Here is a 25,685-nt window from a genome sequence, read left to right as displayed (position 1 = left end):
ACACTGTGCATGTACCTCTAGTCTGAGTTTCAAAAGTTCGTCACCGTCGTGTCCCGCGCCGCACCAGCGGCACCACCGGCATGCGTCCCGCGCTGGTCATCCTGGGTTTCGATGAACATGGAGGTCGTCCGGAACACGCGGTTCATATGGGCGACCATCGCGACCCGTGCCCCCTCCGCATCGCCGGCGGCGACCGCATCCAGGATGGCATTGTGATCGGCCACCGAGCCGGAGAGTACCTCGCTGCTTTCCGAGGCGATCTTGCGGAAATCATTGCCCAGTTCGAACAGGCTTTCGGCGGCGCGGGCCAGAAACGGGTTCTGCGCCAACTGGGCGAGGCATTGGTGAAATTCGGCGTCGACCAGGCGATAGGCCTCCGCATTGCCGAGCTTTCTGCCCTGGTCCTCGATCAGTTTTCTGAGGACTTCGACATCCTTGGGAGTGGCGTTCCGGGCGGCCAGTGCCGCAAGCTCCCCCTCGATCAGGCGCCGCGCATCGTAGAGCTTTTCCACCGCCGCGCCTTCAAGCGCGAGGAAGAAGGACAGAGGCTGAAGCAGGTTGCTCGCCTCCAGCGAGGTCACGAAAACCCCGCCGCCATGGTTGGATTCGACGACCCCCAGCAGCGATAGCCCGCGCAGCGCCTCCCGGATGGTGGGGCGGCTGATATTGAACATCTCGGCCAGATGACGTTCCGAGGGAAGCCGATCCCCCTTCGACAGATTCCCCATCTTCACCTCTTCGAGGATCTTGGCGATGACCATGCTGGCCAGGCCTTCGCGCTTCAGAGGCTCAATCTTCATCGGTCGCGGATCCTTCATGGCGAACCTCCTTCGGCTGGGTTTCTGCCTATGTGAAAATGGTAAGGCCAATTCAGTTTAGGCCGCTGGTTCAGTGGGGTCAACGCCTCCTTGTTGCGGGAGGCGCTGCCGGTTTGATCATCCGGATGCTGAACCATGCGTCAAATGCCCCTTTTCGAACCAGTCGAGACCCGCCTATCCGCCACCGCCCCTTCGACAGGCCCGGCGGCCAGACGTGAAAAGGCCCCCGGCAACGCCAGGGGCCTGTGACAGGAATGCCGAGATCCGAAATGCGCGGCAGGTCGGGCCTGCATGGCGCGCGCGCCTGTCCCGCCGGGGGGGGGCGGGGCGGTCAGTCCTCGGGCGCGGACCAGTAGCTTGCGGATTGGAACTCCGTCTTGGCCAGGCCAAGATCCAGCAGATGCGCGCGGGCGGCCAGCGCCTCCTGCCGCTCGGCGGCAAAGAAGACGAAGCGATCGGCGTCGGGCAGGGTCTGGGCGCGCAGGGCCGACAGGGGCGTCTGCGCGCCGTCGCGCAGGATCCAGTGCACCTTTACGCCCGGCGGGTGATCCAGCGTCTGCGCATCGCCGGCGTCAGGCACGAACAGCAGCGCGGTTCCCGTCGTGGTGGCGGGCAGTTCCGTCAGGATGCGGGCGATCACCGGCACGGCCGTCTCGTCCCCGATCAGCAGGTGCCAGCCCGCAGGCGCCGGTCCCCGGCCGCCACCCGGCCCGGTCACTGCGATCTCCGCCCCCGGTGTCAGCGTCCGGGTCCATTCGGTGACCCGCCCGCCGGCATGGAGAAAGACGTCGAAGGCGATGCGGGCCACGCCGTCCGGCGCGACGTCTATGCTGCGCGTTGTGTAGACGGGACGGTGCCAGGCCGCCGCCCCGCCGGGCCATTGGGTCACGCCGCCCGCATCCGTATGCGGCCAATCGGCCCCGTCCGGGCCGAACAGAAGCCGGAAATGCATCGGCCCGGTGGCAAAACGCGCCAGCTGCGGTCCCTCCATCACCACGCGGGTGTAGCTGGGCGTCAGGCGCCGCACCTCCGTCACCTGCGCCAGGCTGAGGTTGGCGGGACGGCCCGGCGCGGTCTTGTCCTGCCAGTCGAGGGTCAGGCCCAGGTCCGCCACGCGGGCGGCTACGGCATCGCGCACCAATTGCAGGTTCACCGCCTCGGGAGAGGCAATGTGCAACGCGGTGCGGCCGTCGGCTTCGGCCAGTGTCACGGTGCCCACGCCGATGCGGATCGTGGTTCCGGTGGCGGTGTTTTCCACCGACAGGCCGCGTTGCGCGGCAAAGTCGCGGAACCCCGGCGTCGCGCGACTGGACGGGACGTTCAAAAGGGCGCGGGCGGTGTGCATCGTCTCAGAAGGTGTAGTCAAAACGCACCCCGATTTCGCGCCGATCCCCCAGCGTCGCGAGTACGCCCGGCCCGTTTTCATAGGTGAAATACTCGGTATCGAACAGATTGGTGCCATATACCGTCAGCTTGGCCCCGTTGTCCCAGGCATAGCCGACGGAGGCGTCGACGGTGGTATAGGCCTCAAGCGTGGCGGGCCGGGCCACGCCGTTTTCCAGCCGCGACATGGAGGCACCGGTGAACTTCACGTTGCCCAGGGCAAACCAGCCGGTGTCGCCGCCCCAGCGGGCGCCAAGGGCCAGCGTGGTTTCCGGCGCGTTGGGAAAGGACAGGCCGGCATAATTGATGCCACCGGCCGAGAAATCCTTGAACTCCGTGTTCAGCAGCCCGATGGAGCTGTAAAGGCTGAGCCGTTGGGAGGCGGTGTATTCCAGCTCCAGCTCCGCACCATAGGATTCGGAGCGCCCGGCATTGGCCACGTAATTGTCGGGATAGCTGCCGATTTCGACCTGCTGGTTGTCCCATTGCTGAAAGAACACGTTGCCAGCGAACCGCAGCCGATCCTCCAGTGCGCGCCCCCGATAGGACAGTTCCAGCGTCTTTGCCGTCTCCGCGTCATAGGTATAGGCGGCGCCGGTCGCGGCCAGGATGCCGGATCCGCCGGGGCGATACCCTTCCTGATAGATCAGGGAGACGCGGTCATCATTGGCCAGCGCATATTCCAGCCCGATCTTGGGAATGAACACAGTGTCGGAAAAGCTGGAGCTGGTCTGCGAGGTCAGCACGCCATTGGTGGTCAGGGACGCGGTTTGCGTCTGGTCGAAATAATCCAGGCGCCCGCCCGCGATCACCGTCCAGCTGGGGGCGAATTCATAGGCGACCTCGCCAAAGGCGGCGAGGTTGAACAGGTCCGCGCTGTTCCGGCTGTACTGGTTTTCCGGCATGAAGGTGGAGAAGTTGGGCAGCGTCGCATCGCGGAACGCGCCCTGATCCTCCTGCCCGGCATACAGGCCAGCCACCCACCGCAGGCCCGGTTCCTCGTGGTTCAGGCGGAATTCCTGGGTGATCAGCGTCTGATCGAACTCCCCGTCGACGGTCAGGAATTCGCCGGCGGTGCCCTCGTTGATGGAATGGCGTTCGGTGACAGAGTGGGAATAGCCGGTCTGCGCGGTAAAGGTCAGGCTGTCGCTGATCTTGTGCGTCACCTCCAGGCCGACATTGTCCACCGTGGTCTTGCGCACATCCTGAAAGGCGGGGAATTCGGACACGGCGACGGTGTAGAAATCGGGCAGGATAGTGCCCCAGATGTCGCCGCGCCGGGCGTCATAGCCGGTAGAGGCAGTCGACCAGGACGGGCCGGCCACGTCATCCGGGATCGGGCTGTCGTAGGAATGCGAATAGCTGAGCAGGACATTGGTGCTGTCATCGCCCGCCGGTTGCCACAGCAGCTTGCCGCGCAGGGTCCAGTATTCTTCGGTCGCGATCTCTCCGTAGCGGTCGAAGCGCCGGTAGGAGGGGTAGTTCAGGTCGTTGTCCTTGGAGAAATATTCGCCGCTGATCCGATAGGCCAGGTTCGGCGCCAACTGATCGCCAAAGGCCAGTCCGACGGATTTGCGGTTGTTCTCGCCATAGGCGACATAGGCCTTGCCCGACCGGCTGAAATCGGGGTCGCGGGTGCGCAGATACATCGCCCCCGCCAATGCGGACCGGCCCGAGAGGGTGGATTGCGGACCGCGATAGACCTCCAGCTGTTCGGCGTCAAAGACGCTGCGCGGACCCCGGCGCGTGCCCTCGACCGTCTGTTGCACGCCGTCGATGTAGTAGGAGGCCAGCGGCGTGCCCAGCCCGCCGGGGGTCTGCCCTTCAGAGTTCACGCCCCGGATGATGAACCCGCTTTCGACGAAATCCCCGGCCTGCACATTGGCCATGGTGCGAAAGGCGTCGCGATAGGTGGTGATGGTGGATTGGTCCAGCGCCTGCGCATCGACGACGGCCACGCTATTGGCGCTTTGCCCCGCTTCGCTGGCGGCGCGGTCGCCATAGACGAACACCGGGTCAAGCGCGAAAACGTCGCCATCCTGCGCCAGCGCTGCATTGACGGCCAGGACAGAGATGCCCCCTGCAAGCCATGTGATTGTCTTGAATTGGCCCATTGCGCCGCCTCCAGCCTGAAAAAGTATATCGGCTGGCGGAGAGCTGGCGATTTGCGCGGATATAGACACAAGTGTTTTAGTCAGGAAACGGGTTTCGTGAAAAAACACACCCGCCTGCGGGGATTTGACGCCACCTATGACCGAAATGCACCACTGCGCCCGCGGGGCAGGGCATAGGGGCGTCCGCTGCGCGGATCCGTCAGCACATCGACCGCCACACCAAAGGCCGGTTCGATCATGTCGGGCCGGAAAATCGTGGTGACATCGCCGCGCGCCACGATCTGGCCGCCCTTCAGCATCACCAGGTGATCGCAATAGCGCGCGGCCTGGTTCAGATCGTGCAGCACGGCGACGATGGTCATGTTCTGCTGTTCGACAAAATCGCGGATCAGCTCCATCAGGTCGATCTGGTGGGCCAGGTCCAGATAGGTCGTCGGCTCGTCCAGCAGCAGGATCGGCGCGTCCTGCGCGAGGACCATGGCGATCCAGACCCGTTGCCGCTGCCCGCCCGACAGGGCGTCAAGTGGACGTTCGCGCAGATCGGTGATGGCGGCGCGGTCCATGGCGTGCGCCACTGCGGCTTCGTCCGCCGGGGTCCAACGGCCCAACAGGCTGCGGTGGGGATAGCGCCCCTGCCGCACCAGGTCCGTCACGTTCAGGCCCTCGGGCGCGGTGGCACCCTGGGGCAACAACCCGACCTGCCGGGCCAGCGCCCGCGCGCCCATCTCGCGCAGCGGCGTGCCGTCCAGCAGCACGGCGCCGCGCCGGGGCGGATGCAGCCGGGCCAGCGCGCGCAACAGGGTGGATTTCCCCGACCCGTTCGGCCCCAGCAACCCGGTGAAGGCACCGGGCGGAATCCGCAGGTCGAGGCCGGTCACCACCGGGTCGGAGCCGTATCCGAGGGTCAGCGCCTCGGCGCGCAGCCCGGATGCGGGACGGGGCGAGGAAGTGTCAGTCATTGCGTCTTTTCCACAGCAGATAGCCAAAGAACGGGGCGCCCAGCAGCGCGGTGGTCAGCCCGACGGGCAGTTGCGCCGGGGCCATGGCGCGCCGGGCCAGCAGGTCCGCCAGCACCAGCAGCAGCGCCCCGGCCAGCGCGGCACCGGGGATCAGCGCGGCGTGACCGGGCCCCACCAGCCTGCGCGCCACATGCGGCGCGGCCAGCCCGACAAAGGCGATGGGCCCGGCAGCGGCGACCGCGCCCCCAGCCAGAAGGGCGACAGCCAGGATGATCGCCCCCTGCACCAGCTGAACGCGCTGGCCGCGTCCGCGCGCGACATCGTCCCCCAATCCGATCAGATCCATGTCGCGGGACAGCGCCGCGATCATCACGGTTGCGGGCAGACCGGTGCAAAGCAGCCACCAGACCTTGGGCCAGCGGCTGTCGTTCAGCGATCCGGCCAGCCAGATCATGGCGCGCTGCACTTCCGCCACCGGGCCGAAGACCGACAGAAAGGTCGCGCCCGCCCCCGCCAGCGACCCCAACCCGATCCCGATCAGGATGATCCGCAACGAGGTCACTCCCGACCGCCAGGCCAGCCCGTAGATCGCCAGCGTCATGGCCAGCGCGCCGGCGAACGCCAGGACGGGCAGGGCGGTTTCCGGCACCGCTCCCAGCCCGACGATCACCACCATCGCGGCAAGCGCGGCGCCGGAATTTATGCCCAGGATCCCCGGTTCGGCCAGCGGATTGCGCATCAGCGCCTGCATCGCCGTCCCCGCTATGGCCAGCGCCGCGCCGACCAGCAGGGCCAGCACGATCCGGGGCAGGCGCAGGTCCAGCACGATGATCCGGGCCACGGCGGGCGTACCCTCCAGACCTGTCAGGGCACCCAGCACGTTGACGGGGCGGATCGGCTGATCGCCGATCGCCAGCGCCGCCACCCCGGCCAAGGCCAGTATCAGCGCCAGCACGCTCAGCCGCAGGCCGGTGCGGGTGGGCGGCACCGGAGGCCTCATGCCGCGCCCCCGGCGCGCCGGGCCAGCCAGACAAAGACCGGCGCGCCGATCAGTGCCAGGGTGATGCCCACCGGCATGTCACGTCCCCAGAGCGCGCGCGGCAGAGTATCGGCCAACAGCGTCAGCCCCGCCCCGACCAGCGCCGCCACCGGCAGCAATCGCCGGTAATCGCCGCCCAGCGACAGACGCACGATATGCGGCACCACCAGCCCGACAAATCCCACCGGCCCGGCCAGAGCCACGGCGCTTCCCGCGAGCACCACCACCAACAGCGCCGCAATCGGCCGCCACAGCGCCTGCGACTGGCCCAACCCGCTGGCCACATCCGCGCCCAGGGCCAGAGCGTCGAATTGCCCCCGCAACGCCAGCGCCAGGACCAGCCCGACCAGCGCATGGGGCAGGACGGCCAGGATATCCTGCATCTGCCGGCCCTTGACCGATCCGGCGGTCCACAGGCGCACCACGTCAAAGGTCTGGGCATCTACCACCATCACCGCGGTTGTCAGCGCGGTCAGGAAGCTGGCGACGACGACACCGGCCAGCACCAGTTTCACCGGGGTGGCGCCGCTGCGGCCGGCTGCCCCCAGACCGTAGACCGCCCCGGCCGCCAGCCCGGCCCCGGCGAAGGCGATCCAGATCAGCGTTCCGGTTGCGGTGATACCGGCCAGGGCAATGGCCAGCACCACGGCGAACGCCGCGCCCGCATTGACCCCCAGAAGTCCCGGGTCGGCCATCGGGTTGCCGGTGACAGCCTGCATGATCGCCCCCGCCACGGCCAGCAAGGCGCCGATGATCAGGGCGGCGGCCATACGGGGCAGGCGGACGTCATGCAGGACGATATCTGCGCGACGCCCCTCGGGCGCGGTGAAGGCGCGCAGAACCTCCACCGGGGTGATCTCCGTGGCGCCGATGGTCAGCGACCAAAGTGCCAGCGCGATCAACATCAGCATCAGCAGGATCAGGATCGCGCCATTGCGAGGGGCGCCGAGCCGATACGCCTCGTTCCGGGCGCCAGGGGTCAAGGCTGGCCGATCACATAGCGTTCCAGATCGTCCAGCACGCGATGGGCCGACGCCAGGCCGCTGAACTCCATCCAGACCGCAGGATCAATGCGGTGCACCCGCCCGGCCTGAACCGCGGGCAGCATCTGCCAAAGCGGGTTGCCCAGCACCTCCTCGTGCCGCCCGTCGGTGGCAGAGGCATTGGTGCCGCCCACGATATACAACAGGATATCCCCGTCCAGCCGGGCCAGTTCTTCCCAATCCGGGCGTTTCATGGCCAGGGAGGGATCATCCGTCGTCTCGTAGGCGCTGCGGTGAACCCCGGCGCGGCGCATGATCTCGAACGGGGCATAGGTCACGGGGCTGTCCATGTAGACCTGAAAATCCCAGGAGGTGATCCGCAGCACCGAGACCGTCGTTTCGGGCATCCGGTCCCGCAGATCGGCCAGCCGGACCTCGAAGGCGGCCAGGGCGTCCTCGACCTCGGCCTGCTGTCCCGTCAGCCCGCCCAGCAGCCGGTAGAATTCGGCCCAGTCGAGCGAGGTATAAAGCATCGTCGGCGCCAGTTGTGCGGCCATCGGATAGATGCCGGAGGCCATGGATTCGGATCCGGTAAAGCCGAGGATCAGGTCCGGTTGCAGGGCCACGATGGTTTCCAGGCTGGGTTCCGTCACCAGCCCGATGGAGGTGACGCCCGCCGCCTCGGCGCGGGATTTCAGGGTCGCGTCGCTCATCAGGTCCAGCGGTGCGCCGACCACGGCCAGCCCGGCATCCAGCGCAATTCCCAGGCCGAAACTGGCGTCCAGCACCACCACCCGCTGCGGTTCGGCGGGCAGGCAGAGGGGGGCGTTGTAGATGGCCGGATCTTCGATCAGCCGCCCGTCGCAGGCCTGCGCCAGCCCCGGCAGCAGGACGGAAAAAAGAAGGGCAAGAGCCTGAGTTCTGAACATCGCCTGAGCATCCCGGTCGGTTCGGTTTCTGGCTCAAGGCGGGGCGCCGCAGCTGCCCGCATAGAGCGGACAGGCCCCCCACTTGTCAACCGGCAGGGCAATCCGACGCATGGCGCGGCTGGGCCGGCCCCTCCACGATTGACCTGCCGCCTCCTGGCCGGTTTCCGGGCCGAGAGGGCGGATCACGTCAACCGGGTCCGGCGGGGGCTATGGGGCCTTTTCCCGGTAGGAGCGGATGACGGTTTCCGCCATCGCCTTGGCCAGTGGACTGGAGGGCACGGCCGCCATTTCGAGCACGAGTTTCGAGGGGGACGGTGCCGCCAGCCCCGCGATGGGGGCAAGCGGGACGAGGGCCTTCGGCAAGTTTGAACAATCCAGCAGACCTATGGCGATACCGGCCTCGATCGCCGCGGCGATGCCGCCCGAACTTTCGCTGGTGAGGACCACGCGGTAGTCGCGTTCGCATTTTTCCAGCGACCGAACCGCTGCGGCCCGCCACCAGCAGGCGCTGTCAAAAAGCGCCACCGGCACCGTGCCGACCGGGGGCAGCGGATGGGATCTACTGCCGACCCAGCCCAGGGGCACGTCCCGCAGCAAGGTCATGCGCTCTGTCACGGTTTCGACGTCGTGGATGGCCATGTCCAGTTGCCCGGAGGCCAGCGCGGCTGGAAACGCGCTGCTGTTCGCGGATCGCACCATCACCTCCGCTTCGGGGTGGCGGCGGGCGAACCGGCCGATGATGGTCGGCAGGTGGCCCGTGCCATGCTCCTCCGGTATGCCCAGCCGCAGCCGACCGGCAAGGCCCTTGCCGCCGATTTCGGCCCGTGTGCGATCCAGAATCTGAACGACCTGCCGCGCTGCGGTCAGAAGCGTCTCTCCGGCTTCGGTCAGGTGGACACCCCGCCCATGTCGCAGAAAGACCGGCGTGCCCAGCAACTCTTCGAGCTGGCCGATCTGCAAGCTAACGGCGGATTGGGAGCGATGCACCTGCTGCGCGCCTCCGGTCATGCTTCCGGCATCGGCAACCGCAAGGAAAGATCGCAGGAGATCGCTGTCGAGTTGTCTCATCCCACCAGTTTATCTTATGCTTGCTATTTGTACTATTCGTTTCAACGATACCTTTTCTTGCGCCATAGATGCGGGCACCCGGAACGGAGCCCCTGATGATCAAACGCGTCCTGTCCGCATCCACCGGCGGTGCCATGGCCATTACCTTCGTGGCCTCTCTTGGCCTGTTTCTCGCCTGGCCCGGCGCCATTCTGGAAACCCTGGGCTTTGTCTTCCAGGGTCTGATGGACGTTGCCCCGTTGGTGGTCCCCGGAATTCTCCTTGCGGCCTGGGTGATGGCCAGTGGCGCGTCGGCGCATGTGGCGCGGGTGTTTGAGGGGAGGCGCTACCAGGCGATCCTTGCGGCCTCTGTCGTGGGGGCCTTCACGCCGGTCTGCGGGATCACGGTCCTGCCATTGATGGCGGGGCTTCTGGCCTCCGGGGTGCCACTGGCCCCGGTCATGGCGTTCTGGCTGGCCTCGCCGATCACGGACCCGGCGATGTTGGCGGCGACCATCGCAACCCTTGGCCCAGGATTTGCCGTGGCCAAGACCCTTGCCGCGTTTGGCCTGGGTGTATTCGCCGGTCTGGCCACGCTTGCAGCGCCCGTGGCGTGGACCGCCAGCCCGTTGCGACAGACGCGGTTCGCACCCTCCCTGCACGGTTCAGGCGCGGGCTGTCGCCCGGACGGCTTCCGGCTCGCCTTCTGGAAAGAGCCCGCGAGACGACGCAGGTTCCAGAGCGAAACCGTGGCCACCTCCCGGCTGGTGATCCTCTGCCTGGTGCCGGCCTTCGCGGCGGAATACTGGCTGAACGCGGCGCTCAGCCCGACGGCCCTTGCCCTCTACCTGGGACCGGAAAGCTGGTGGGCCGTGCCGCTGGCCGTAATTGTCGGGGCGCCGGCCTATCTGGACGGGTTCGCCGCCCTGCCGCTGACCCGCGCGATGTTGGACCACGGCATGGCGCCGGGCGCGGCACTGGCCTTTCTTGTCTCCGGCGGGGCGGTCAGCATCTGGGGCGCCATGGCGATCTTTCCGGTGCTGAAGATCCGGCCGTTCCTGTTGTACCTGTCGCTGGCGCTGGTGGGCGCGACCTTGGCAGGCTGGGGGTTCGGCGCCTTTCTCTGAATGTTCGGGATGTGCCCTAGAACGCGGTCCACATCCCCAGTTTCAGGGTCGTGACATCGTTGCGGAATTCGTGGACCCCGCCCAGTTCGAGGAAACTGCTGTCCGACAGCTTGATGACGTGGGACGGCGCAAGGGCAATGGTGCTGTCTCCGCCGGAAGGGGCGGAGAATTGCAATTGCCCGATACTGAGCGAGCCATTGGCGTGGTTGATGCCGAAGGTGGTATCGACCTTTCCAAGGCTCTCCCCGCCTTCGTAGAGGGCGTAGTTTGCCTCGATCCCCATCCAGCCGTTGCCCCAGGCGGCCTGGTAGGATCGGCCCCAGGCCAGGCCGGGGCGCAGCACGGCACGGCGGGCGTCCGCGACCTCGGCGACGCCGACACCAAGATCGGCGGCGAATAGATCCGGCCCCGCCGAAAGCGGCAACGGCGTCTGAAGAAAGACGATGCCGAAACTGTCGCCGGTCTCTAGGTTGTGCCCGGCATCGACGCCGAGGGTCAGCGCCTCGGTCAGACCGTATTCGTAATAGAGCGACGCATTCTGCCCGAAATCCGGCCCGTCGACCGTGGACTGGAGGGAAAACGACAAAAACGACTTGCCCTCCTCACGCTGCCAGGCATTGGCCTGCGCCCCGGACGGGACAAGAAGATGCAGCGCCACTGCGGCAAGCGCCAGCGGGTTCATCGCAATGCGCGGTCGAATGCAACGTTTCAGCAGCAGCATCACAGCGGTTTCCGGGCGGACCAGCTGTCCCGCGACGGGACGGAGGACCTGGAAATGGAGCGGATGTACTCGGCGAGTTTCAGAGGTTTGAACGGCTTGTGCAGGATGTGATCAGCGCCGAGCGCGCGAAATTCGGCCTCTGACTCCGCAGAGGTGCGGGCGGTGCACATGACGATGATCGCGTCGCCCTGGTCCGTATTGGCGCGCGCCGCCCGCAATACGGCCAGACCGTCGGGGGGTGGCATCATCACGTCCAGGAACAGGATGTCGAAGACCTGCGTTTCCAGCAGGGCCAGCGCCTCAAGGCCAGTCCCGGCAAAGGTCGCCTCGATGTCGTCTTCGATCATGACCGCCATTTCGATCAGTTCCCGGATGTCGGCTTCGTCGTCGACGAACAGAATTCTCATGCTGTTTGGCCCTCCGTGCCGGATTGGCGCTGAAAACTGACGTGAAAGGTCGTTCCGCTGTCCTTGGCGCCATCGGCTTGCGCGCGGGATTCGACGGTGATTTCTCCGCCCTGACGATGGACGAGCTCGCGGGTGATGGCGAGTCCCAGCCCGGTGCCGCTGACCTGGATGTCATGCCCGTGCACCGGCTTGGTGAACCTGTCGAACAGCCGGTCGAGCGCATCCTCGGGAATGCCGGGGCCGGTGTCGCTGACGTAGAACCGGACGGATCGCGGGTGGATCTCGGCACCGATACGGACCTGTGAGCCCGGCGGCGAATACTTGATCGCGTTGGAAATCAGGTTGGCCAGGACCTGTTGCAGCCGCACCCGGTCCAGCAGCAGCACGGGATCTTCACCCGTCGGCAAAGGATCGGCGGCGATGGAGACATCCCGCCCGACGCCATAACCGGTGTTGGTGGTCACGGCTTCGGACAGCGCTTCCGCCACGGCGACGGGTTCGCGGTTGATCGACAATTGCTGCTGGTCGATGGCTTGCAGCGTCAGGATGTCATTGACCAGCACCAGCAGCCGGTCGGCATTGCGGGCGGCCATGTTGACGAGTTTCTTCGCGCCCGCCGGCAGTTCGGCCTCGAACCGGGCCCGCAGCAGGTCCAGCGCGCCGGACAGCGAGGTCAACGGGGTGCGCAACTCGTGGTTCACCGAGGTGACGAAGGACATCCGCGTCTCCGCCAGGCGTTCCTCGGCGGAGATGTCTTCCAGCACGCAATAGGCGATGTCGGTGCCGTACAGGTGAAGCTTCATGACCCGGCATTGCAACCGCTGGGGGGGCCCACCGGGATCGCGCGGTGCGAGGTTCAGGGGATAGACGGCCGTTTCCTTGGGAATATCGGCGAAGGGCGGCAGCCGCTCGCGCAGGCGGTGCACGGCGGATTCGTCGTCGTCCACGTCCAGAAACCGCCGCGCGGCCAGATTGGAACGGTGCAGGGTATCGATGTCGTCGAACACCACGATACCGTCGCCCACATTCTCGAAGATCGCGTCGAATTCGCGCTGCGTCGTCTGGATCTTCAGCCGATCCTGCTCCGAGCGTTTCAGGCCGGCGGCCAGCATCACCGATTGCGACCGCGCCCGGATCGCCGACAGCAGAACGGTGAAGAACAGCAGCGTGGCGATGAACCCGAAGGCCAGCGTGCGGTCCCAGTAATTGCGCAGGACCGCCCGGCGCGACCGGCTGACCTGGATTTCCAGGCCAAGCGCGCCGATCGGGCGGCTGGCGGTCATCAGCCTGCCGGGATCGGCGAGGCCGTCAGTTCCGGTGGCAAAGGCCGTTGCCCCGTCGGCGGTGACGATCCGCACGATCATGTCGTCCTCCACGCCCTGAAGGCTCAGCAGTTCGGCGAAGTAGGGTTCCCCGAGGGAGGAGACGAAGATCCCCCGAAGTTCACCGGCGGAGCTGATGATGGGCCAGGCGATGGGGGTCAGCCGACGCGCCGTACCACGCGAATTGATGGGTGATCCCACCGTGAATTCCCCGCGCGACATGGTGATCGCTTTCTGGAAATAGGCGCGGTCGGCCAGGTTCAAGCCCACCATCACTTCGGTCGTCGACCACATGACCGTGCCTTCGGTATCGATCAGCAGCAGGCTGTCAATCTGGGGCACGTCCTCTACCGTGCGGCGCAGACGGCGCCCGTAGATGTCATCGACATTTTCGGTCTGGCGGAAGGGGACATAGGAGATGTCGTCGATCATCGCCCACATCTTCAGGTTGGCTATATTGAGCGAGGCCTCCAGCGATTGCTGGAACAATTCGGCGAAATATCCCAATTGCTGATGGGCCCGCGCCGCGGACCTGCGGTGATCGGTCCAGGCCAGAAGGAACATCCCCGCCAGGAAGACCAGGACAACCGTGATCATCAGCAGCCGGAACTGCGTTCTGGACCGGCGGTCGACGGCGAAGTCCGCCTCTGGGTAATAATCCGGGCGTGCCATGGGTCAGTTACCTACCGCAACAGGGGACGTGACCTGGATGCCAGGCCCGGCCGTATTCGCAAAACGTTCAGCTGCCGCGATCCCCTGACCAAGTGCCGAGGCCGGGGGCAGTTTGCCGGGCAGAACCAGAGTTGCACACAGGGCCAAGGGTATCTTGGCCCAGCTTTCCCGGTAGGACAGCCTGACCTGGCTCACGGCGTCGATGAAGGTCTGAGCGGTCCGGCGCATGCTGTCCTCGGTTGCGTCAAGGGTGGCGAGACAGAACAGATCCTTGTCCCAATGGCAGAAGATGTCGCGCGCGGGCACCGGCACCGCGCCCAGCAGGCCGCCGATGCTGCCGTAGATCTCGGCGCTTTCGGAGGGCGTGCGGTCCGCCGCTTCATGCAGCCCGACCACGCGGAACACCGTCAGCCCGAACCGGTGGTGCACGGCGGCCGGGACCGCCTGTAGCGCCGCCTGAAATCCCGCCTTGTTGTTGAGAACCTCGGTCATTTCGGCGACCGGCACCCTGGGCGCCCGGCGGTGCCCCCCGCCGGAATGCCGCCGGTCGAGTTCGGATTTCAGCCGCAGGCAGCTGCGCATCCTGGCCTGAAGTTCGATCCGGTTGAACGGCTTGGTCACATAATCGTTCGCCCCGGCCAGGAAGGCATGGTTCAGGGTCTCCATGTCGGTGCGGCTGGTCAGCATGATGATCGGCGTGTCCACAAGATCCTTTACCCCGCGAATGCGCGCGCAGAGTTCGACGCCGTCGATCTCGGGCATCATCACGTCGACAAGGATCAGGTCCGCCGTTTCCTGCCCGCTGGACAGGGCTTCGAACGCCTCCAGCGGGTTCAGGAAGCTGACGAGATTTTCGTAGCCGATGTCGGACAGCGCGGCGCGGATGAACTCCTGCGCGATCTCCGAATCGTCCACGGACATGATGCGATGTGCCATCTGGAACCCCCTAGAACCCTGTCTTCCCGAATACACGCCAACGGCTGTTGCCGTAAATCTCGTCATAGCCGGCAAGGCGATCGTGGTGCAGCTCCGGGAAGCGGCGCAGCACGCGATCCGCCGCCGGTGCACCCTCTGTCACCTTCGGAACCACGATATAAGGCGCCTGCGGCACGCCGCCCTCCAGTGCCCAGTCATAGGCCGGTTGCCCCGAGGTCACGAGGCGGTCCGCCGTGCCGATGGCGACCACCATCGCGGGATTGCGTTCCACGTCCAGCATGATGCCGTCCTTGTCCCTCAGGAATTGCGCGGCCTGGCGGGTGGGGTCGTCGGCATCCGAACTGCGCCCCAGGCTCGCTTGCAGCCAGTCGCGGGTTTCGGCCACCGACGTGTTGCTGACCACCAGGACAGATTGCATCAGGTTGAATGCCAGCATGACGATGATGAGCGGCTCGCGCAATCGAACCGGCGGCCAGAACCGCAGGCCGGCCACCACCACGCCCAGCATCGGCACGATGGCGATCAGCGGGTCGCCTTCGACGTTGAAGAAGATGTTCAATACGTAGGCGCCCAGCACCGTGCCCACCGCCGCCACGATGGGCATGAACAGGCGCGGCATCAGGATATGCCGGAACGCCACCATCAGCGCCACCGGGACGACGCCCGACAGGATCAGCAGATGTTCGGCCAGCGGCACGGGCGAGGGCTGTTCCAGCAATTGCGGCACCAGCGCGCTGTTGAAGATCAAGCTGACGAAAATCAGCGATCCGACGGCCGCCGCCACCGGGTAGAACATCGCGAAGAGATAGCCGAAAGAGGAGGTCGCGATCATGCTGGGGCGCGCGGCCACGATCAGGAACGGCACCGCGCCCAGGCTGATCATCAGCCCGTAGCTGTCGGACAGCGCCACGGTCAGCAGCCCTACGGCGACCTTCATCATGTCGGGCGCGTTCCCGGTCAGGCGCAGGTTCACGATGCCCCGGGCGAACAGCCAGGTGCCCAGCAGGGTCAGCATCGTCTCGGGACCGTCGGCCAGGGCGCGCAGGAAGACGGGGTTCAGTCCCAGCAGGGCCACCGTCACCAGGCTGCCGGGCAGGGAGATTCCCGCCACGCGCCGCAGGTTGCGGAACCAAAGCAACAGGATCGTGGCCCCCAGCAGGGCCGACAGCACGATGGGTCCGGGCGCGGCGGATTGGCCGGGCAACGACTGGATCAGCAGGGTCAGCGCGAAGGGCACCGGCGGATAGAACGCATCCGAAGCGGCGAATTGGCCCGAGCCGTCGATCTGCACGATCGCCTTGGCCCACAGCTCGGTCACGGCGGGGGAGGTGAAGCCATGCGCCTGGGTCCAGCCCAGCCAGAGCAGGAGGCCCGCGAACAGCGGCAGGGCCAGGGCCAGCCAGACGGCGCTGCGGGTCATGTGCCCACATCCTGCGGCAGGCTGCCGGTCGGACCCAGGCTTTCCGCCTCGGCGCCGGCAAGTTCACTGGCGGTATGTTTGGACAGGCCGTGTTGGGTCTTTTCCCAGTAGAACGGGTTGGAGATCAGCTGCCACAGCGCCTTGTAGGCCGCGATGGTCATCAGCACCCAATAGCCGATCACCGTGACGCCCCAGGGCGCAAGATCCGTCCATCGTCGCCGGAATGGCGCCACCATGGTCAGGTAGATCAGCAGCCCGTTGCCGGCCAGCAGGTTGATCAGCGACAGATACAGCACCGGCAGGGGGAAATAGGGTTCGATGGCCACCGATCCGAACACCATCCACAGCCCGAAGATCGCCCAGAACACCGGGTTCAGCAGACCCGACAGCACGGTGCCGCCGATGAAGAAGACGAACCCGAAGACGCCCGCCGCCCCGACCGAGTTCCACAGGTGCACCGGCCGCCGCGAATGCACCAGGAAAGTCTGCATGTAGCCCTTGATCCAGCGGGAGCGTTGCCGGATCCAGTTGGGAATGGAGACGTTGGCCTCCTCGAAGGTGGTGCTGTCGATCACCCCGACGCGATAGCCCTTCTGGGTCAGGCGGATGCCCAGGTCGGCGTCTTCGGTCACGTTGAACGGATCCCAGGCGTTCAGCTCGCGCAGCACATCCATGCGAAAGTGGTTCGACGTGCCGCCCAGCGGGATCGGGATGCGCATCTTTTCCAGGCCCGGCAGCATCAGGTCGAACCACAGCGAATAATCCAGCGTGAACATCCGCGTCAGCCAGTTCTCGCGCGCGTTGTAATAGTTCAGACGGCACTGGATGCAGGCCGTGTTGGGCGTGGATTGGTTGAAGGCGGCGACAACCTTGCGCAGCTGATCCGGTTCGGGCTTGTCCTCGGCATCGAAGATCACCAGCAGGTCGCCCTGGGCGTAGCGCAGCGCGAAATTGCAGGCCTTCGGCTTGGTCTGCGGGTGCGAAGCCGGGACGCGCACGATTTCGAACACGCCTTCCAGGTCCAGCCGCTCCGCCGCTTCGATGGTCTCGTGGTCGCCTTCCTCCAGCACGATCTTGATGTCGAGCTTGGCCAGCGGATAATTCAGGTTCCGCAGCGCCTGCGCGAGGATCGGCAGCACCTCCGGTTCGCGGAACATGGGCACCAGCACGGTATAGACCGGCAGATCCTCGTCGCGCAGGATCTGGGCTTCGGCCGCGATGGCGCGCGACGATGTTTCCTGTGCGGCGCCGCCGACCCAGACCAGCAGCCCCTTGAACAGGAAATTCCCGGTGTAGAACACCGTCAGGCAGACGTTCAGTACGATCAGGGTGGCGATTGGTGCAAAAGCCAGCCCCAACAGCAGCGCCGACAGCAGCAGGTAGATCACCAGAACCTGCGGCGGCGTCACCACCTGCTGCGCGGACATGTCGGGATCCAGCTCTGCCAGCGCATAGACCGCCTCGTGCGAATGCTGGTCGCGGAACGCCTGTTGCAGCGCGGCGGAGACTTGCAGGTGCGAAGCCACGACGATCCGGGTCCGCGTGCCATAGGTGTCGCGGATATGCAGCAGGGTGCGCGGTCCGGGGCGCGAGGTTGCAACCGTGACGGTCCCGTCGCTTTCGCCGATCGGGATCGTGGTAAAGCGGTTCAACTCAGCCGGATCGAACCGCCGCACCAGTTCGGCATCGGCGGGCGTGTCCTCCAGATCGACCAGCGGCAGATCGTGGTAGATGGCGATCTGCGTGTACAGCTCTTGGGTGGTCAGCCAGCGCCGCGACAGCAGAACCTGCACCAGTGACAGGTTCCAGCGTTCTGCCAGCTCCTCCGCCGCATCGAGCTGCTCCGCCGTCAGGGCGCCACGCTCCAGCAGCAGCGTCCCGATGGCGTGGCTTTCCGCATCCAGCTGCATTCAGGGTCAGCCGCCCGGCCCGCTGCGCCGGTTCCGGTAGATGCGCTGGAAGACGATCAGTACGATCAACGTCAGCAGAACCCACGCCCCGCCAACGATCCAGGGCCGGTACTTGGCGAAGATCTGGGCCAGGCTGGTGCGGTCGGGATAGACCACATCCAGCACCGGGTTGATCCGGGTGGAGGTGGCGACGATCACGCCCTCCTGTCCGAGCAGGGCCAGATCGCCACGATTGAGGACCAGCGGGTTCCGCGCGGTGGGTTCCGGCGCTGGCCCGTTGCCCGGACGCAGCCACAGGCCCGGCTGTTCGCCCCGCGTGACAATCTGGGCCACGCCCAGCCGATCCAGAGCGTCGCCGGCAAAGATCACCTCCGCGTCGGTGTTGCGGATCTCCACCGCGCCGGCGTCAAAGGTGATGGCCGGTTCGGCGTCACCGGGGTTGGTGGCGGAAATGACGAAGAAGGGCAGCCCCGGCTCGATCGCCGCAACGCTGGCGCGCGGCAGGATGGACGCGCGGTCGGGGATCATGCTGCCCGCGACCCCGGCAATCCACGGCAGCGCCGTTTCGAGGTCAAGGCCAAGCGCAGGATCGAGAACGACCTGCACGCCTGCGCCGAATTCCTGCCGCAGACCGAAGAAATGGCCATCGTGCACATCGGCATCGGCCAGGCGCAGCGCACTGCCCGGCAGCACCTGCGCCGGGTAACCCTGCGGCTTGAACCGGCATTCGCCGCCGGAGGGCTGGCGCTGGATCGACACGCGCAGCTGGTTGTCCCGGCCGATCAGCCCCGACGGCACGTCGAAGTTCAACCGCTCGGGCGCGCCACTGGGCAGCGGACGGTTCCCCAGCAGGGTGTCGTTCAGATAGACCGAGGCGGTCGCGCCGCGCCCCTCCGCATCCAGCGCTGCCGCCACCACGAGGTTGACCGCGTCGACGGTCTTGCCCGCCGGCAGATCGGAGGATTGGAACGGAATCAGCACGTCCTCGGTCGAGACCACATTGCGCGGCGTCAGGTCCGCCGCCAGAGCCGAAAGCGGCAGCAGGCCATCATCCGGGCCCGCGTCCGAGATCGCCGTGGTGATCGCCGTCTCTCCACCCGCCAGCCCTGCCCAGCCGGAGGCCAGTTGCCACAGCCCAAGCTGCGGATCGGTGCCCCGCACCCGCAGGGCGGGGAAATCCGCATCGGGCGTGACCTGCATTTCGGCTTGCACGCCGGAGGTCGCAACCTCCAGCTGCACATGGCCTTCGGTCCAGTCCTGTCCGTTGTTGCCCGGTGCCGTCCCGAACCGCACGCCGCCGGTTTCCGCCCCGAAGAGTGCCGCGGCCCGTGTCGCCGCCGCCAACCCCCCAAGGGAGGCCTGATCCGGCAGGGTCACGCGCATGTCGGCGGGACGGAACCCGGCGAACAGCGCCGGGGACAGGATGCCGTCACGATCCAGGTCGAGCGTCACGGCAGAGCGTGGGGAGATATCCAGGAAATCGCCCGAGGCGCGTTCGTCCACGCAGACCCGATCGGTGAAGGCCCCGGAATAGGTCAGCCCGACGGCCAGAAACCCGCCCGACACCGCCGCGGCGTCGAAATCCACCGGCAGACTGAACGTTTCGGCGCGATTGCCCAGCGAATGTGTCGCCACCGGCCGGCCGCCGACGGACACCTGCAAGTAGCGATCCACCGCGACCGTGGCGCCATGGGTGATGTCCAGCGTGATGGTCCCGCCGCGCAGGGGGGCGGTGTCGGGGACGGGGATGAAGACGGTGGTTTGCCCTGACAGCTGCCGAAAGGACAGGCCGTTGCCGAAGCCGAGGTCCGCCAGCGTGATCGTGCGGCTGATCGTCTCTGCGCTGGTCGTGGCCGCAGGGCGCGAAGCCGTTGAGATTTCGGCATCCTGGCCAAATGCGGCGAGGGGCGTGCAGGCGAGGGCGCCTATGAGGATCTTGGCAAGAGCCACTCGATTGTCATCCTTTTGCTGGGGCTAGCTTCGGGAGGGGTCCGGCGCCACCGCCGCGAGAATCTCCGATAGCGCGGTGTCGATGATCAACAGATCCGCGTGATCGAAAGGCGTGTTCTTTGCATCGGCGCTCTCTGCAATGTCCAGTGCTCTCCGTACGGCACCTTCAATTTCGGGCAAGTCCAGCATCGCGGCGCTGCCGGCCATGTCGTGCAACAGGCGATGCGCCTTGCGCAGCTGGGTTTCGTGCGGATCGGTACTTTCGGCGCAATGTACTACATCGCGGATGGCGTTCAATCGTGCGGGGACGCCCTCCATGAAACGGGCGCGAATCTTCGCAACGCGTTGTGAAAAGTCCTCGCTTGCGTTGGTCATGGCGGCCATCCTCCCGGAAGGTCTGTCACAGCTTCGAAGCCGCAGGCCGCGCCCGGTGCGGATGCGGGGTCATGCGTGGCGGTCGGGGCTTTGCATCCTGCCGTTGAATTGACTGTCATCGTTTTCGTGCCCCCTGACCTTCGGATGTTTTGCCCGTAGCGGCAAGACCTCCAGGGCTGAAGCGTTGAGCAGCGGTGCGACTTGGCCACATGTTTGCCCGGGGGCGGGGCAGGGGGCGACGAAGCGCGCAACCGCGCCTTTCCTAGCAGCCCGGGATGGGCGCGAAGCCACGGGCCAGGCTGACATCATCGCCATAGATGCGTTGTTCGTAGAACGGACCGTCCAACGCGTCGGACGTGCCGGTCAGGCAAATCGTGATCTGTTCGGACTGATCCTTTGCCGACCAATTCACCCCCTCGTCTTCCAGCGGCATGACCATGAGCGTGTCCCGCGCCACGACCTTGCCATCGGATCGCACCTCCACTTCCAGATCGATGGGAAAAACGGAGGGGTTTTGCAGGACGAAGGAATACCGGTAAGGCCCCGCAGCGGACGGGAGGAGCCGGTAGGTGGGCGGGGTTTCGAACACGAGCCAGTAGGGAATTGCATCGGCCAGCCGACGCGTGTTGTCAGCGGTTCGGCCGGTGTTGTCCTCGATCTGTTCCGCCTTTTCCGCGATAAGGCCAAGATCCTGGCGCGCCGCGATCAGGTGCTGTTCGAACCCCACGGCCATGCGCGCCACGTCACCGGGATGGACAAACGCCCAAACCGCGCCAGCCAGGGCGACGACTTCCGCCAGGTTGGCAAAGAAGCCGACACCGCCACCGATACCCGCAAGCACTTTCCGCGACAACGGGGAGACAAGGATCAACCGCATTGACCTGATCATGAAGCGTTCTGCCCCTTCCCTGACAACGTATCGCCCCGTCACGTCGCCGCAGGCGATATACATCATTTAGATTATCGTAAGTATGTATCTATACAGACGACATTCCGGTTGAAAAGCGCCAAAATGCAGGCAGGCGGCCAGATCGCTGACCGCCTTGCCCTGATCGTGCCCGCCCGCCCGCCGGACGTGATGCTCACCGGTTGGCTGGTCCCGTATCGGCGATGGCGCACCGATCACTCAAGGAGAGAAGGAAGCCAAAGGGCGATCTCGGGGAAGGCCACCAGCAGGCCGATCAGGCCGAACATCGCGACCACGAAAGGCAGCGCGCCGATCATCACATCCCCTATGCCGCCGCGCGACCGGATGGCCTGCACCACGTAGAGATTGATGCCGACCGGCGGCGTGATCAGCGCCACTTCGAGCAACACGATCAGCAGGACGCCGAACCACACCGGATCATAGCCCAGAGAGAACACGATCGGCGCCACCAGCGGGGTCATCGTGACCAGCATCGACAGGCTTTCCATGAAGCAGCCAAGCGCCACGAAGAACACCACGATGATCAGGATCGTGCCCGTCGGTGACAGGCCCAGCTCTCCGACCAACCTGGTCAGAGCCTGCGGGATGCCCAGGAAAGAGAGGATGAAGTTGAGGAAATACGAGACCATCACGATCAGCATGATCATCGCCGTGGTCCGCATGGTGCCGGTAAAGGCCTCCTTCAGCATCTGGATCGAAAGCCGCCGGTAGCAGGCAGCCAGGATCAGGGTGAAAACCAGCCCGAGGGACGCCGCCTCCGTCGGGGTGGCGATGCCGGCATAGATCGAACCGACCACGACGAGGAACAGGCCGATGATCGGCAGGATCGAAGGCAGGCTGCGCAGGCGCTGGCTCCAGGTTGCCGCGATCCGCTGACCGCCCATGGAGGGGCGCAACAGACAGGTCAGGATGACAATTCCGCCGAAGATCAGCGCCAGAAGAAGGCCCGGCACCAGCGCCGCCGAATAAAGCTGCGGGATCGAACTTTGTGTCATCATCCCGTAGAGGATCAGATGGATCGACGGCGGGATCAGAATCCCCAGCGTCCCGCCCGCCGCCAGAGAGCCCAGGAACAGCCGCTCGTTGTAGCCGCGCCGTTCGATTTCGGGGAGGGCGACGGTGCCGATCGTCGCGGCGGTGGCAACGGATGACCCGGAGGTCGCGGAAAACAGGGTGGAAGCCGCGATATTGGCATGCAGCAGCCCGCCGGGCAGCCGGTTCAGCCAAAGTGCCGTCGCCGCGTACATGCGCTCCGCCACGCCGGCGCGCAGCAGCAACTCACCCAGCATGACGAACAGCGGGATGGTCGTCAGGGTGAATTCATTGGCCACTTTCCAGAAGATTTCGGACCCCGCGACATGCAGGGGCATGGGCGAATGCAGCCAGCCCATCACCAGCCCGGTGATCAGCAGCACGGCGGCGATCGGCATGGAAATGGCCACGAGGCCCAGCAGAATGGCAAAGGTCTGGGCAAACATCAGCCGTCTCCTCGGGATTGCAACACGGCGTCGCGGGCTTCCTCATCCGGCGTCGGCACGCCGTGGCGCGCGATGACGGAGACGGCACGGCCCGCAAGGAGATCGGCGAAGCTGCGCGCCAGCGCGGTCAGCAGCGCCGCCAGAAAGACGAGAATGCCCAGCATCCAGATGGCCTGCGGCACGACCAGCGGAACCTGGAGGGAGGAGGCCGAATGCGCATCGCGCGTCCAGGAGGTGGTGAGCACAAGCCAGCTGCTGTAGGTCAGGAACCCGGCCACGATCAGCAGCGACAGCATTGCCGAGATGTCCAGCGCCAGACGCGGCACGAAGGTCAGCTTGCGATAGAGAATGTCGACCCGGATATGGGCGCGGGCATGAAAGGCCGAGGCCAGCGACCAGCTGACCCCGATGGCAAAGAGGTAGCCGGCGATCTCGTCCACCCCGCCCAGGTTGCGCCCGCTGAGCGCACGCCACAGCACATCCGTCGCGACCAGCAGGCCCATGGTCAACGTGGCCGCGCCAGCGGTCAGCACCATGCCATGGGCCAATTGGCGCAGCGCCTCGTCAAAGGCGGTGGTCAGGGGCGCTCGCCCCTGAACTTTTTGCGCCGGATCGCTCATTTAACGGCGGTCAGACCGGTCAGCGCGCCGACCGTCTCGTTCCAGTTGGCGATGCAGGCCGCGTCGCAACGGGCGGCCCAGTTCTTGAGGATCTCCTCCTCGAGCAGGTCGCGGCGGCGGGCGTCGTCCGCCTCGGAGACCGGCACGAAGGACATCGCGGCCGGCTCCCCGTAGGGGCATTCGCCGTTGCCGGTGTTGCAGGCGATCCCGGCCGCGTCATCGATCCGCGCCAGATCCCACAATTGCCCTTCGAGTGTCTTGGCACCGCTGCGCAGGGCGTCCTGCTGCTCCGCGCTCAGCCCGTCGAAGGTGGATTTGTTGGCCGCGATGAATGTCAGGCCCCAGCCAAGGCGCAGACCGTAAAGATCGCTGGTGACTTCGGGAAACTTGAAGGAATAGCCGGTCAGCGTGCCGGTAAAGGCGCAATCGACGACGCCGCGTTGCAGGGCGGGGACGACCTCGGCCAGCGGCACGCCAATGCCGGTTCCGCCGGCGGCTTCGATGAAATCGTTCATGGAGGAGCCATAGAAGCGGATCTTCTTGCCGGCGAATTCATCCAGGCCGGTCACCGGCTCCGAACAATACATCACCTGGCTGGGATTGGGGTACATGCCCAGGTAGACAAGGTTGTGCTGCTCCGCGAGGTCGGTGGTCATCGTCGCCTCGTAGGCATCCACCGCCTGGCGCAGGGTGTCCATGTCCTGAATGACACCGGCCAGTTCGATCCCCTCGATCACCGGATCGTCGGAGACCGAGTAGCCGACCACGATATGGGCGACGTCGAAAACCCCCATGGAGGCCAGGCGCAGCAATTCGGCCCCGCCAAGGCCCAGCTCCGAGTAATTCGACAGTTTGGCCGTCAGGTCGCCCCCGGTCGCGGCCGGAAAGTCCTTGGTCCAGAAGGGTTGCTCCACGGCGCCATAGGCGTTGAGGCTGGACCAGGGGGCCACAACGTTCAGTTGGGTCTGGGCCTGTGCCGTGCCGCAGGCGGTGGCCAGAAGGGCGGCGGTTGCTGCGCTTTTGAGAAATGTCATGAGGAAGTCTCCCTGTTTGGTGGCCGTTCTAAACTGGGGCCGGTTGATTATGAATCGTTTCGGTGGCGGCGCTGGCGGCTACGGATTTCGGCGCAACGGTGATGTCCAGCCAGCCATGATCCGTCAGGCGTGCCCTGTCGCCGCGCCCCAACAGGACGGAGGTGGTTTCGGAGACCACCATGCAGGGACCGGAGAGCGTATGACCGGGGGCCAGCATCGCCAGGTCGTAGACGGCGATCCCGGCCTGTGTGCCGGATTGCCAGACGGGCCGGGACGCGACCGGCCGGGCGGGACCGTCGGCGGGGGCGAGGCGCCGCGCCATATCGCCCCGTTCCACCGCGCCGACAACTGCGACACGGGCATTGACCAGGTCCACCTCCTGCTCGGGCGAGGCGTAGGTATAAAGCGCTTCGTGACGGGCATGGAATCGCTGGCGGACAGCTTCGGCCAGTCCCGGTGCGGCCAGATCCAACCCGTCGAGCGGTACGTCGATTTCGAAAATCTGCTCGCCGTAGCGCATTTCTGCCGAAGGTTCGGCGCGCAAATCCAGGGCCAGGGCCTCGGGCATCTGTGCCCGGGCCTCCGCCTCCAGCTCGGCGAGGACGGCGCGGATCGCCGGGTCCGTCAGGCCGGTGGCATCCATGGGCCGGGAACGCGTCGCCTCTGTCCGCAGGTCGGAGGCCAGCATCCCCCAGGCGGACAGGACGGAGGCAACGGTGGGCACCACCACCCGGCTGATATCCATCTCGCGGGCCACGTCCACGGAGTGAAGCCCGGCGGCCCCTCCAAAGCTCAGCAGCGTGTATCCGCGCGGATCGACGCCCCGGCGCAGGGTCATCATGCGGATTCCATCCGCCATGCGGATGTTGATCAGGCGGCGCACCCCTTCGGCGGTGGCCATGCGGTCCAGGCCCATCTCGCCCGCCAGCCGGTCCATCGCCGTCTGCGCGGCCTCCAGGTCCAGGTCACGCGATCCGCCGGACAGCGCCCCGGTGCCCAGGTATCCCAGCACAAGGTTTGCATCGGTCACCGTGACCTCCTGACCGCCGCGCCCGAAACAGGCCGGGCCCGGCTGTGCCCCTGCGGATTGCGGACCAACGGAAAAGCCGCTTTCCGGGTCCATCCGCGCGATGGAGCCGCCGCCCGCCCCGATCGACAGGATGTCGAAGCTGCGCAGGGCGATGCGTTCGCCCGCCAGGCCGCGTTCCGACGTCAGGGCGATTTCGGATCCGGTGATCAGCGACACCTCGGTCGAGGTGCCGCCCATGTCAAAGGGGATGACATCCGGGGCGTCGATCATGCGGGCGCAGGCCCGTGCCCCGGCAATGCCGCCAGCGGGACCGGACAGGCAGGTGCCGGCGGCCAGGGCAATCGCCTTGTCGACCCGCGTGACCCCGCCATGGGACAGGATGATGAACAGCGGGCCGTCATAGCCCGCCTGGTTCAGCCGACCGGTCAGCCGTTCCATGTACAGCTTCACGATCGGGCCGACATAGGCATTCACCACCGTGGT

Annotated in this window: 22 protein-coding genes; 1 reads left to right on the top strand and 21 read right to left on the bottom strand. The window is 66.1% G+C overall.

Annotated features, from left to right (window positions below; all coding sequences use genetic code 11):
• Window positions 1-29 precede the first annotated feature (29 nt).
• From G5A46_RS19010 to G5A46_RS18975, 8 genes are all read right to left on the bottom strand, one after another.
• Window positions 30-818, bottom strand: a complete 789-nt coding sequence (locus G5A46_RS19010; protein ID WP_204318814.1) for a FadR/GntR family transcriptional regulator — start codon at window positions 816-818, stop codon at window positions 30-32.
• A 331-nt stretch (window positions 819-1,149) separates the two neighbouring features.
• The gene (locus G5A46_RS19005) at window positions 1,150-2,184 is read right to left on the bottom strand and encodes a siderophore-interacting protein (protein WP_239521120.1); all 1,035 of its coding nucleotides are present in this window, start codon (window positions 2,182-2,184) and stop codon (window positions 1,150-1,152) included.
• Window positions 2,168-4,315 (bottom strand): TonB-dependent receptor, encoded by a 2,148-nt coding sequence (locus tag G5A46_RS19000; RefSeq protein WP_163852107.1) that lies wholly within the window; start codon window positions 4,313-4,315, stop codon window positions 2,168-2,170. The genes G5A46_RS19005 and G5A46_RS19000 overlap by 17 nt, the downstream gene beginning before the upstream one ends.
• A 134-nt stretch (window positions 4,316-4,449) precedes the next feature.
• The gene (locus G5A46_RS18995; protein WP_163852105.1) at window positions 4,450-5,274 is read right to left on the bottom strand and encodes an ABC transporter ATP-binding protein; all 825 of its coding nucleotides are present in this window, start codon (window positions 5,272-5,274) and stop codon (window positions 4,450-4,452) included.
• A complete protein-coding gene (locus tag G5A46_RS18990) occupies window positions 5,267-6,274 on the bottom strand; it encodes a FecCD family ABC transporter permease (protein WP_163852103.1) in 1,008 nt (335 codons plus the stop codon). Before G5A46_RS18990 ends, G5A46_RS18995 begins: the two co-directional genes overlap by 8 nt.
• The gene (locus G5A46_RS18985; RefSeq protein ID WP_204318813.1) at window positions 6,271-7,296 is read right to left on the bottom strand and encodes a FecCD family ABC transporter permease; all 1,026 of its coding nucleotides are present in this window, start codon (window positions 7,294-7,296) and stop codon (window positions 6,271-6,273) included. Before G5A46_RS18985 ends, G5A46_RS18990 begins: the two co-directional genes overlap by 4 nt.
• Window positions 7,293-8,225, bottom strand: a complete 933-nt coding sequence (locus G5A46_RS18980) for an iron-siderophore ABC transporter substrate-binding protein (protein WP_163852101.1) — start codon at window positions 8,223-8,225, stop codon at window positions 7,293-7,295. Before G5A46_RS18980 ends, G5A46_RS18985 begins: the two co-directional genes overlap by 4 nt.
• Window positions 8,226-8,432: 207 nt before the next feature.
• The gene (locus G5A46_RS18975; protein ID WP_163852098.1) at window positions 8,433-9,293 is read right to left on the bottom strand and encodes a LysR family transcriptional regulator; all 861 of its coding nucleotides are present in this window, start codon (window positions 9,291-9,293) and stop codon (window positions 8,433-8,435) included.
• Window positions 9,294-9,388: 95 nt separating this feature from the next.
• Between G5A46_RS18975 and G5A46_RS18970 the strand changes: the two genes are divergently transcribed.
• Window positions 9,389-10,399 carry a permease gene (locus tag G5A46_RS18970; protein ID WP_163852097.1) on the top strand — a complete coding sequence of 337 codons (1,011 nt, stop codon included), beginning with the start codon at window positions 9,389-9,391 and terminating at the stop codon, window positions 10,397-10,399.
• A gap of 16 nt (window positions 10,400-10,415) precedes the next feature.
• Here G5A46_RS18970 and G5A46_RS18965 read toward each other — a convergent pair whose 3' ends face one another.
• The 13 genes from G5A46_RS18965 to G5A46_RS18905 all read right to left on the bottom strand — a co-directional run.
• On the bottom strand, window positions 10,416-11,120 hold the full coding sequence (locus G5A46_RS18965) for a hypothetical protein (RefSeq protein ID WP_239521111.1): 705 nt from the start codon (window positions 11,118-11,120) through the stop codon (window positions 10,416-10,418).
• Complete coding sequence (locus tag G5A46_RS18960; protein WP_163852095.1) at window positions 11,120-11,527, bottom strand: response regulator; 408 nt, start codon at window positions 11,525-11,527, stop codon at window positions 11,120-11,122. Before G5A46_RS18960 ends, G5A46_RS18965 begins: the two co-directional genes overlap by 1 nt.
• A complete protein-coding gene (locus tag G5A46_RS18955; RefSeq protein ID WP_163852094.1) occupies window positions 11,524-13,521 on the bottom strand; it encodes an ATP-binding protein in 1,998 nt (665 codons plus the stop codon). Before G5A46_RS18955 ends, G5A46_RS18960 begins: the two co-directional genes overlap by 4 nt.
• Before the next feature lie 3 nt (window positions 13,522-13,524).
• Complete coding sequence (locus G5A46_RS18950) at window positions 13,525-14,457, bottom strand: response regulator (protein WP_163852092.1); 933 nt, start codon at window positions 14,455-14,457, stop codon at window positions 13,525-13,527.
• Window positions 14,458-14,467: 10 nt separating this feature from the next.
• On the bottom strand, window positions 14,468-15,877 hold the full coding sequence (locus G5A46_RS18945; RefSeq protein ID WP_163852090.1) for a hypothetical protein: 1,410 nt from the start codon (window positions 15,875-15,877) through the stop codon (window positions 14,468-14,470).
• Complete coding sequence (locus tag G5A46_RS18940) at window positions 15,874-17,787, bottom strand: glycosyltransferase family 2 protein (RefSeq protein ID WP_163852089.1); 1,914 nt, start codon at window positions 17,785-17,787, stop codon at window positions 15,874-15,876. The genes G5A46_RS18945 and G5A46_RS18940 overlap by 4 nt, the downstream gene beginning before the upstream one ends.
• A 6-nt stretch (window positions 17,788-17,793) precedes the next feature.
• Window positions 17,794-19,737 (bottom strand): cellulose biosynthesis cyclic di-GMP-binding regulatory protein BcsB, encoded by a 1,944-nt coding sequence (locus G5A46_RS18935; RefSeq protein WP_163852087.1) that lies wholly within the window; start codon window positions 19,735-19,737, stop codon window positions 17,794-17,796.
• 24 nt (window positions 19,738-19,761) lie between these two features.
• On the bottom strand, window positions 19,762-20,112 hold the full coding sequence (locus G5A46_RS18930; RefSeq protein ID WP_163852085.1) for an Hpt domain-containing protein: 351 nt from the start codon (window positions 20,110-20,112) through the stop codon (window positions 19,762-19,764).
• Window positions 20,113-20,374: 262 nt separating this feature from the next.
• Window positions 20,375-20,989: a hypothetical protein gene (locus tag G5A46_RS18925; protein WP_204318812.1), complete on the bottom strand. Its 615-nt coding sequence runs from the start codon at window positions 20,987-20,989 to the stop codon at window positions 20,375-20,377.
• A gap of 245 nt (window positions 20,990-21,234) precedes the next feature.
• Window positions 21,235-22,518, bottom strand: a complete 1,284-nt coding sequence (locus tag G5A46_RS18920; RefSeq protein ID WP_163852081.1) for a TRAP transporter large permease — start codon at window positions 22,516-22,518, stop codon at window positions 21,235-21,237.
• A complete protein-coding gene (locus G5A46_RS18915) occupies window positions 22,518-23,138 on the bottom strand; it encodes a TRAP transporter small permease subunit (protein WP_163852079.1) in 621 nt (206 codons plus the stop codon). The genes G5A46_RS18920 and G5A46_RS18915 overlap by 1 nt, the downstream gene beginning before the upstream one ends.
• Window positions 23,135-24,172, bottom strand: coding sequence for a TRAP transporter substrate-binding protein (locus G5A46_RS18910; protein WP_163852078.1), 1,038 nt, complete (start codon window positions 24,170-24,172; stop codon window positions 23,135-23,137). Before G5A46_RS18910 ends, G5A46_RS18915 begins: the two co-directional genes overlap by 4 nt.
• Before the next feature lie 28 nt (window positions 24,173-24,200).
• A partial coding sequence (locus G5A46_RS18905; protein WP_163852076.1) for a hydantoinase/oxoprolinase family protein occupies window positions 24,201-25,685 on the bottom strand: 1,485 nt, incomplete at its 5' end.

The sequence above is a fragment of the Pseudooceanicola aestuarii genome (assembly GCF_010614805.1).
GTDB classification, from domain to species: Bacteria; Pseudomonadota; Alphaproteobacteria; order Rhodobacterales; family Rhodobacteraceae; genus Pseudooceanicola; species Pseudooceanicola aestuarii.
The sequence above is the reverse complement of the archived record's forward strand: the minus strand, read 5'-3'. Positions and strand labels throughout refer to the sequence as shown.

Bases quoted from the DNA above. Each gene is read 5' to 3' on its own strand.
- G5A46_RS18975 (WP_163852098.1), bottom strand. From the start codon at position 9,293: ATGAGACAACTCGACAGCGATCTCCTGCGATCTTTCCTTGCGGTTGCC.
- G5A46_RS18930 (WP_163852085.1), bottom strand. From the start codon at position 20,112: ATGACCAACGCAAGCGAGGACTTTTCACAACGCGTTGCGAAGATTCGC.
- G5A46_RS18925 (WP_204318812.1), bottom strand. From the start codon at position 20,989: ATGCGGTTGATCCTTGTCTCCCCGTTGTCGCGGAAAGTGCTTGCGGGT.
- G5A46_RS18945 (WP_163852090.1), bottom strand. From the start codon at position 15,877: ATGACCCGCAGCGCCGTCTGGCTGGCCCTGGCCCTGCCGCTGTTCGCG.
- G5A46_RS18980 (WP_163852101.1), bottom strand. From the start codon at position 8,225: ATGTTCAGAACTCAGGCTCTTGCCCTTCTTTTTTCCGTCCTGCTGCCG.
- G5A46_RS18920 (WP_163852081.1), bottom strand. From the start codon at position 22,518: ATGTTTGCCCAGACCTTTGCCATTCTGCTGGGCCTCGTGGCCATTTCC.
- G5A46_RS19000 (WP_163852107.1), bottom strand. From the start codon at position 4,315: ATGGGCCAATTCAAGACAATCACATGGCTTGCAGGGGGCATCTCTGTC.
- G5A46_RS18960 (WP_163852095.1), bottom strand. From the start codon at position 11,527: ATGAGAATTCTGTTCGTCGACGACGAAGCCGACATCCGGGAACTGATC.
- G5A46_RS18955 (WP_163852094.1), bottom strand. From the start codon at position 13,521: ATGGCACGCCCGGATTATTACCCAGAGGCGGACTTCGCCGTCGACCGC.
- G5A46_RS18950 (WP_163852092.1), bottom strand. From the start codon at position 14,457: ATGGCACATCGCATCATGTCCGTGGACGATTCGGAGATCGCGCAGGAG.
- G5A46_RS18970 (WP_163852097.1), top strand. From the start codon at position 9,389: ATGATCAAACGCGTCCTGTCCGCATCCACCGGCGGTGCCATGGCCATT.
- G5A46_RS18990 (WP_163852103.1), bottom strand. From the start codon at position 6,274: ATGAGGCCTCCGGTGCCGCCCACCCGCACCGGCCTGCGGCTGAGCGTG.
- G5A46_RS18940 (WP_163852089.1), bottom strand. From the start codon at position 17,787: ATGCAGCTGGATGCGGAAAGCCACGCCATCGGGACGCTGCTGCTGGAG.
- G5A46_RS18995 (WP_163852105.1), bottom strand. From the start codon at position 5,274: ATGACTGACACTTCCTCGCCCCGTCCCGCATCCGGGCTGCGCGCCGAG.
- G5A46_RS19010 (WP_204318814.1), bottom strand. From the start codon at position 818: ATGAAGGATCCGCGACCGATGAAGATTGAGCCTCTGAAGCGCGAAGGC.
- G5A46_RS18965 (WP_239521111.1), bottom strand. From the start codon at position 11,120: ATGCTGCTGCTGAAACGTTGCATTCGACCGCGCATTGCGATGAACCCG.
- G5A46_RS18915 (WP_163852079.1), bottom strand. From the start codon at position 23,138: ATGAGCGATCCGGCGCAAAAAGTTCAGGGGCGAGCGCCCCTGACCACC.
- G5A46_RS18910 (WP_163852078.1), bottom strand. From the start codon at position 24,172: ATGACATTTCTCAAAAGCGCAGCAACCGCCGCCCTTCTGGCCACCGCC.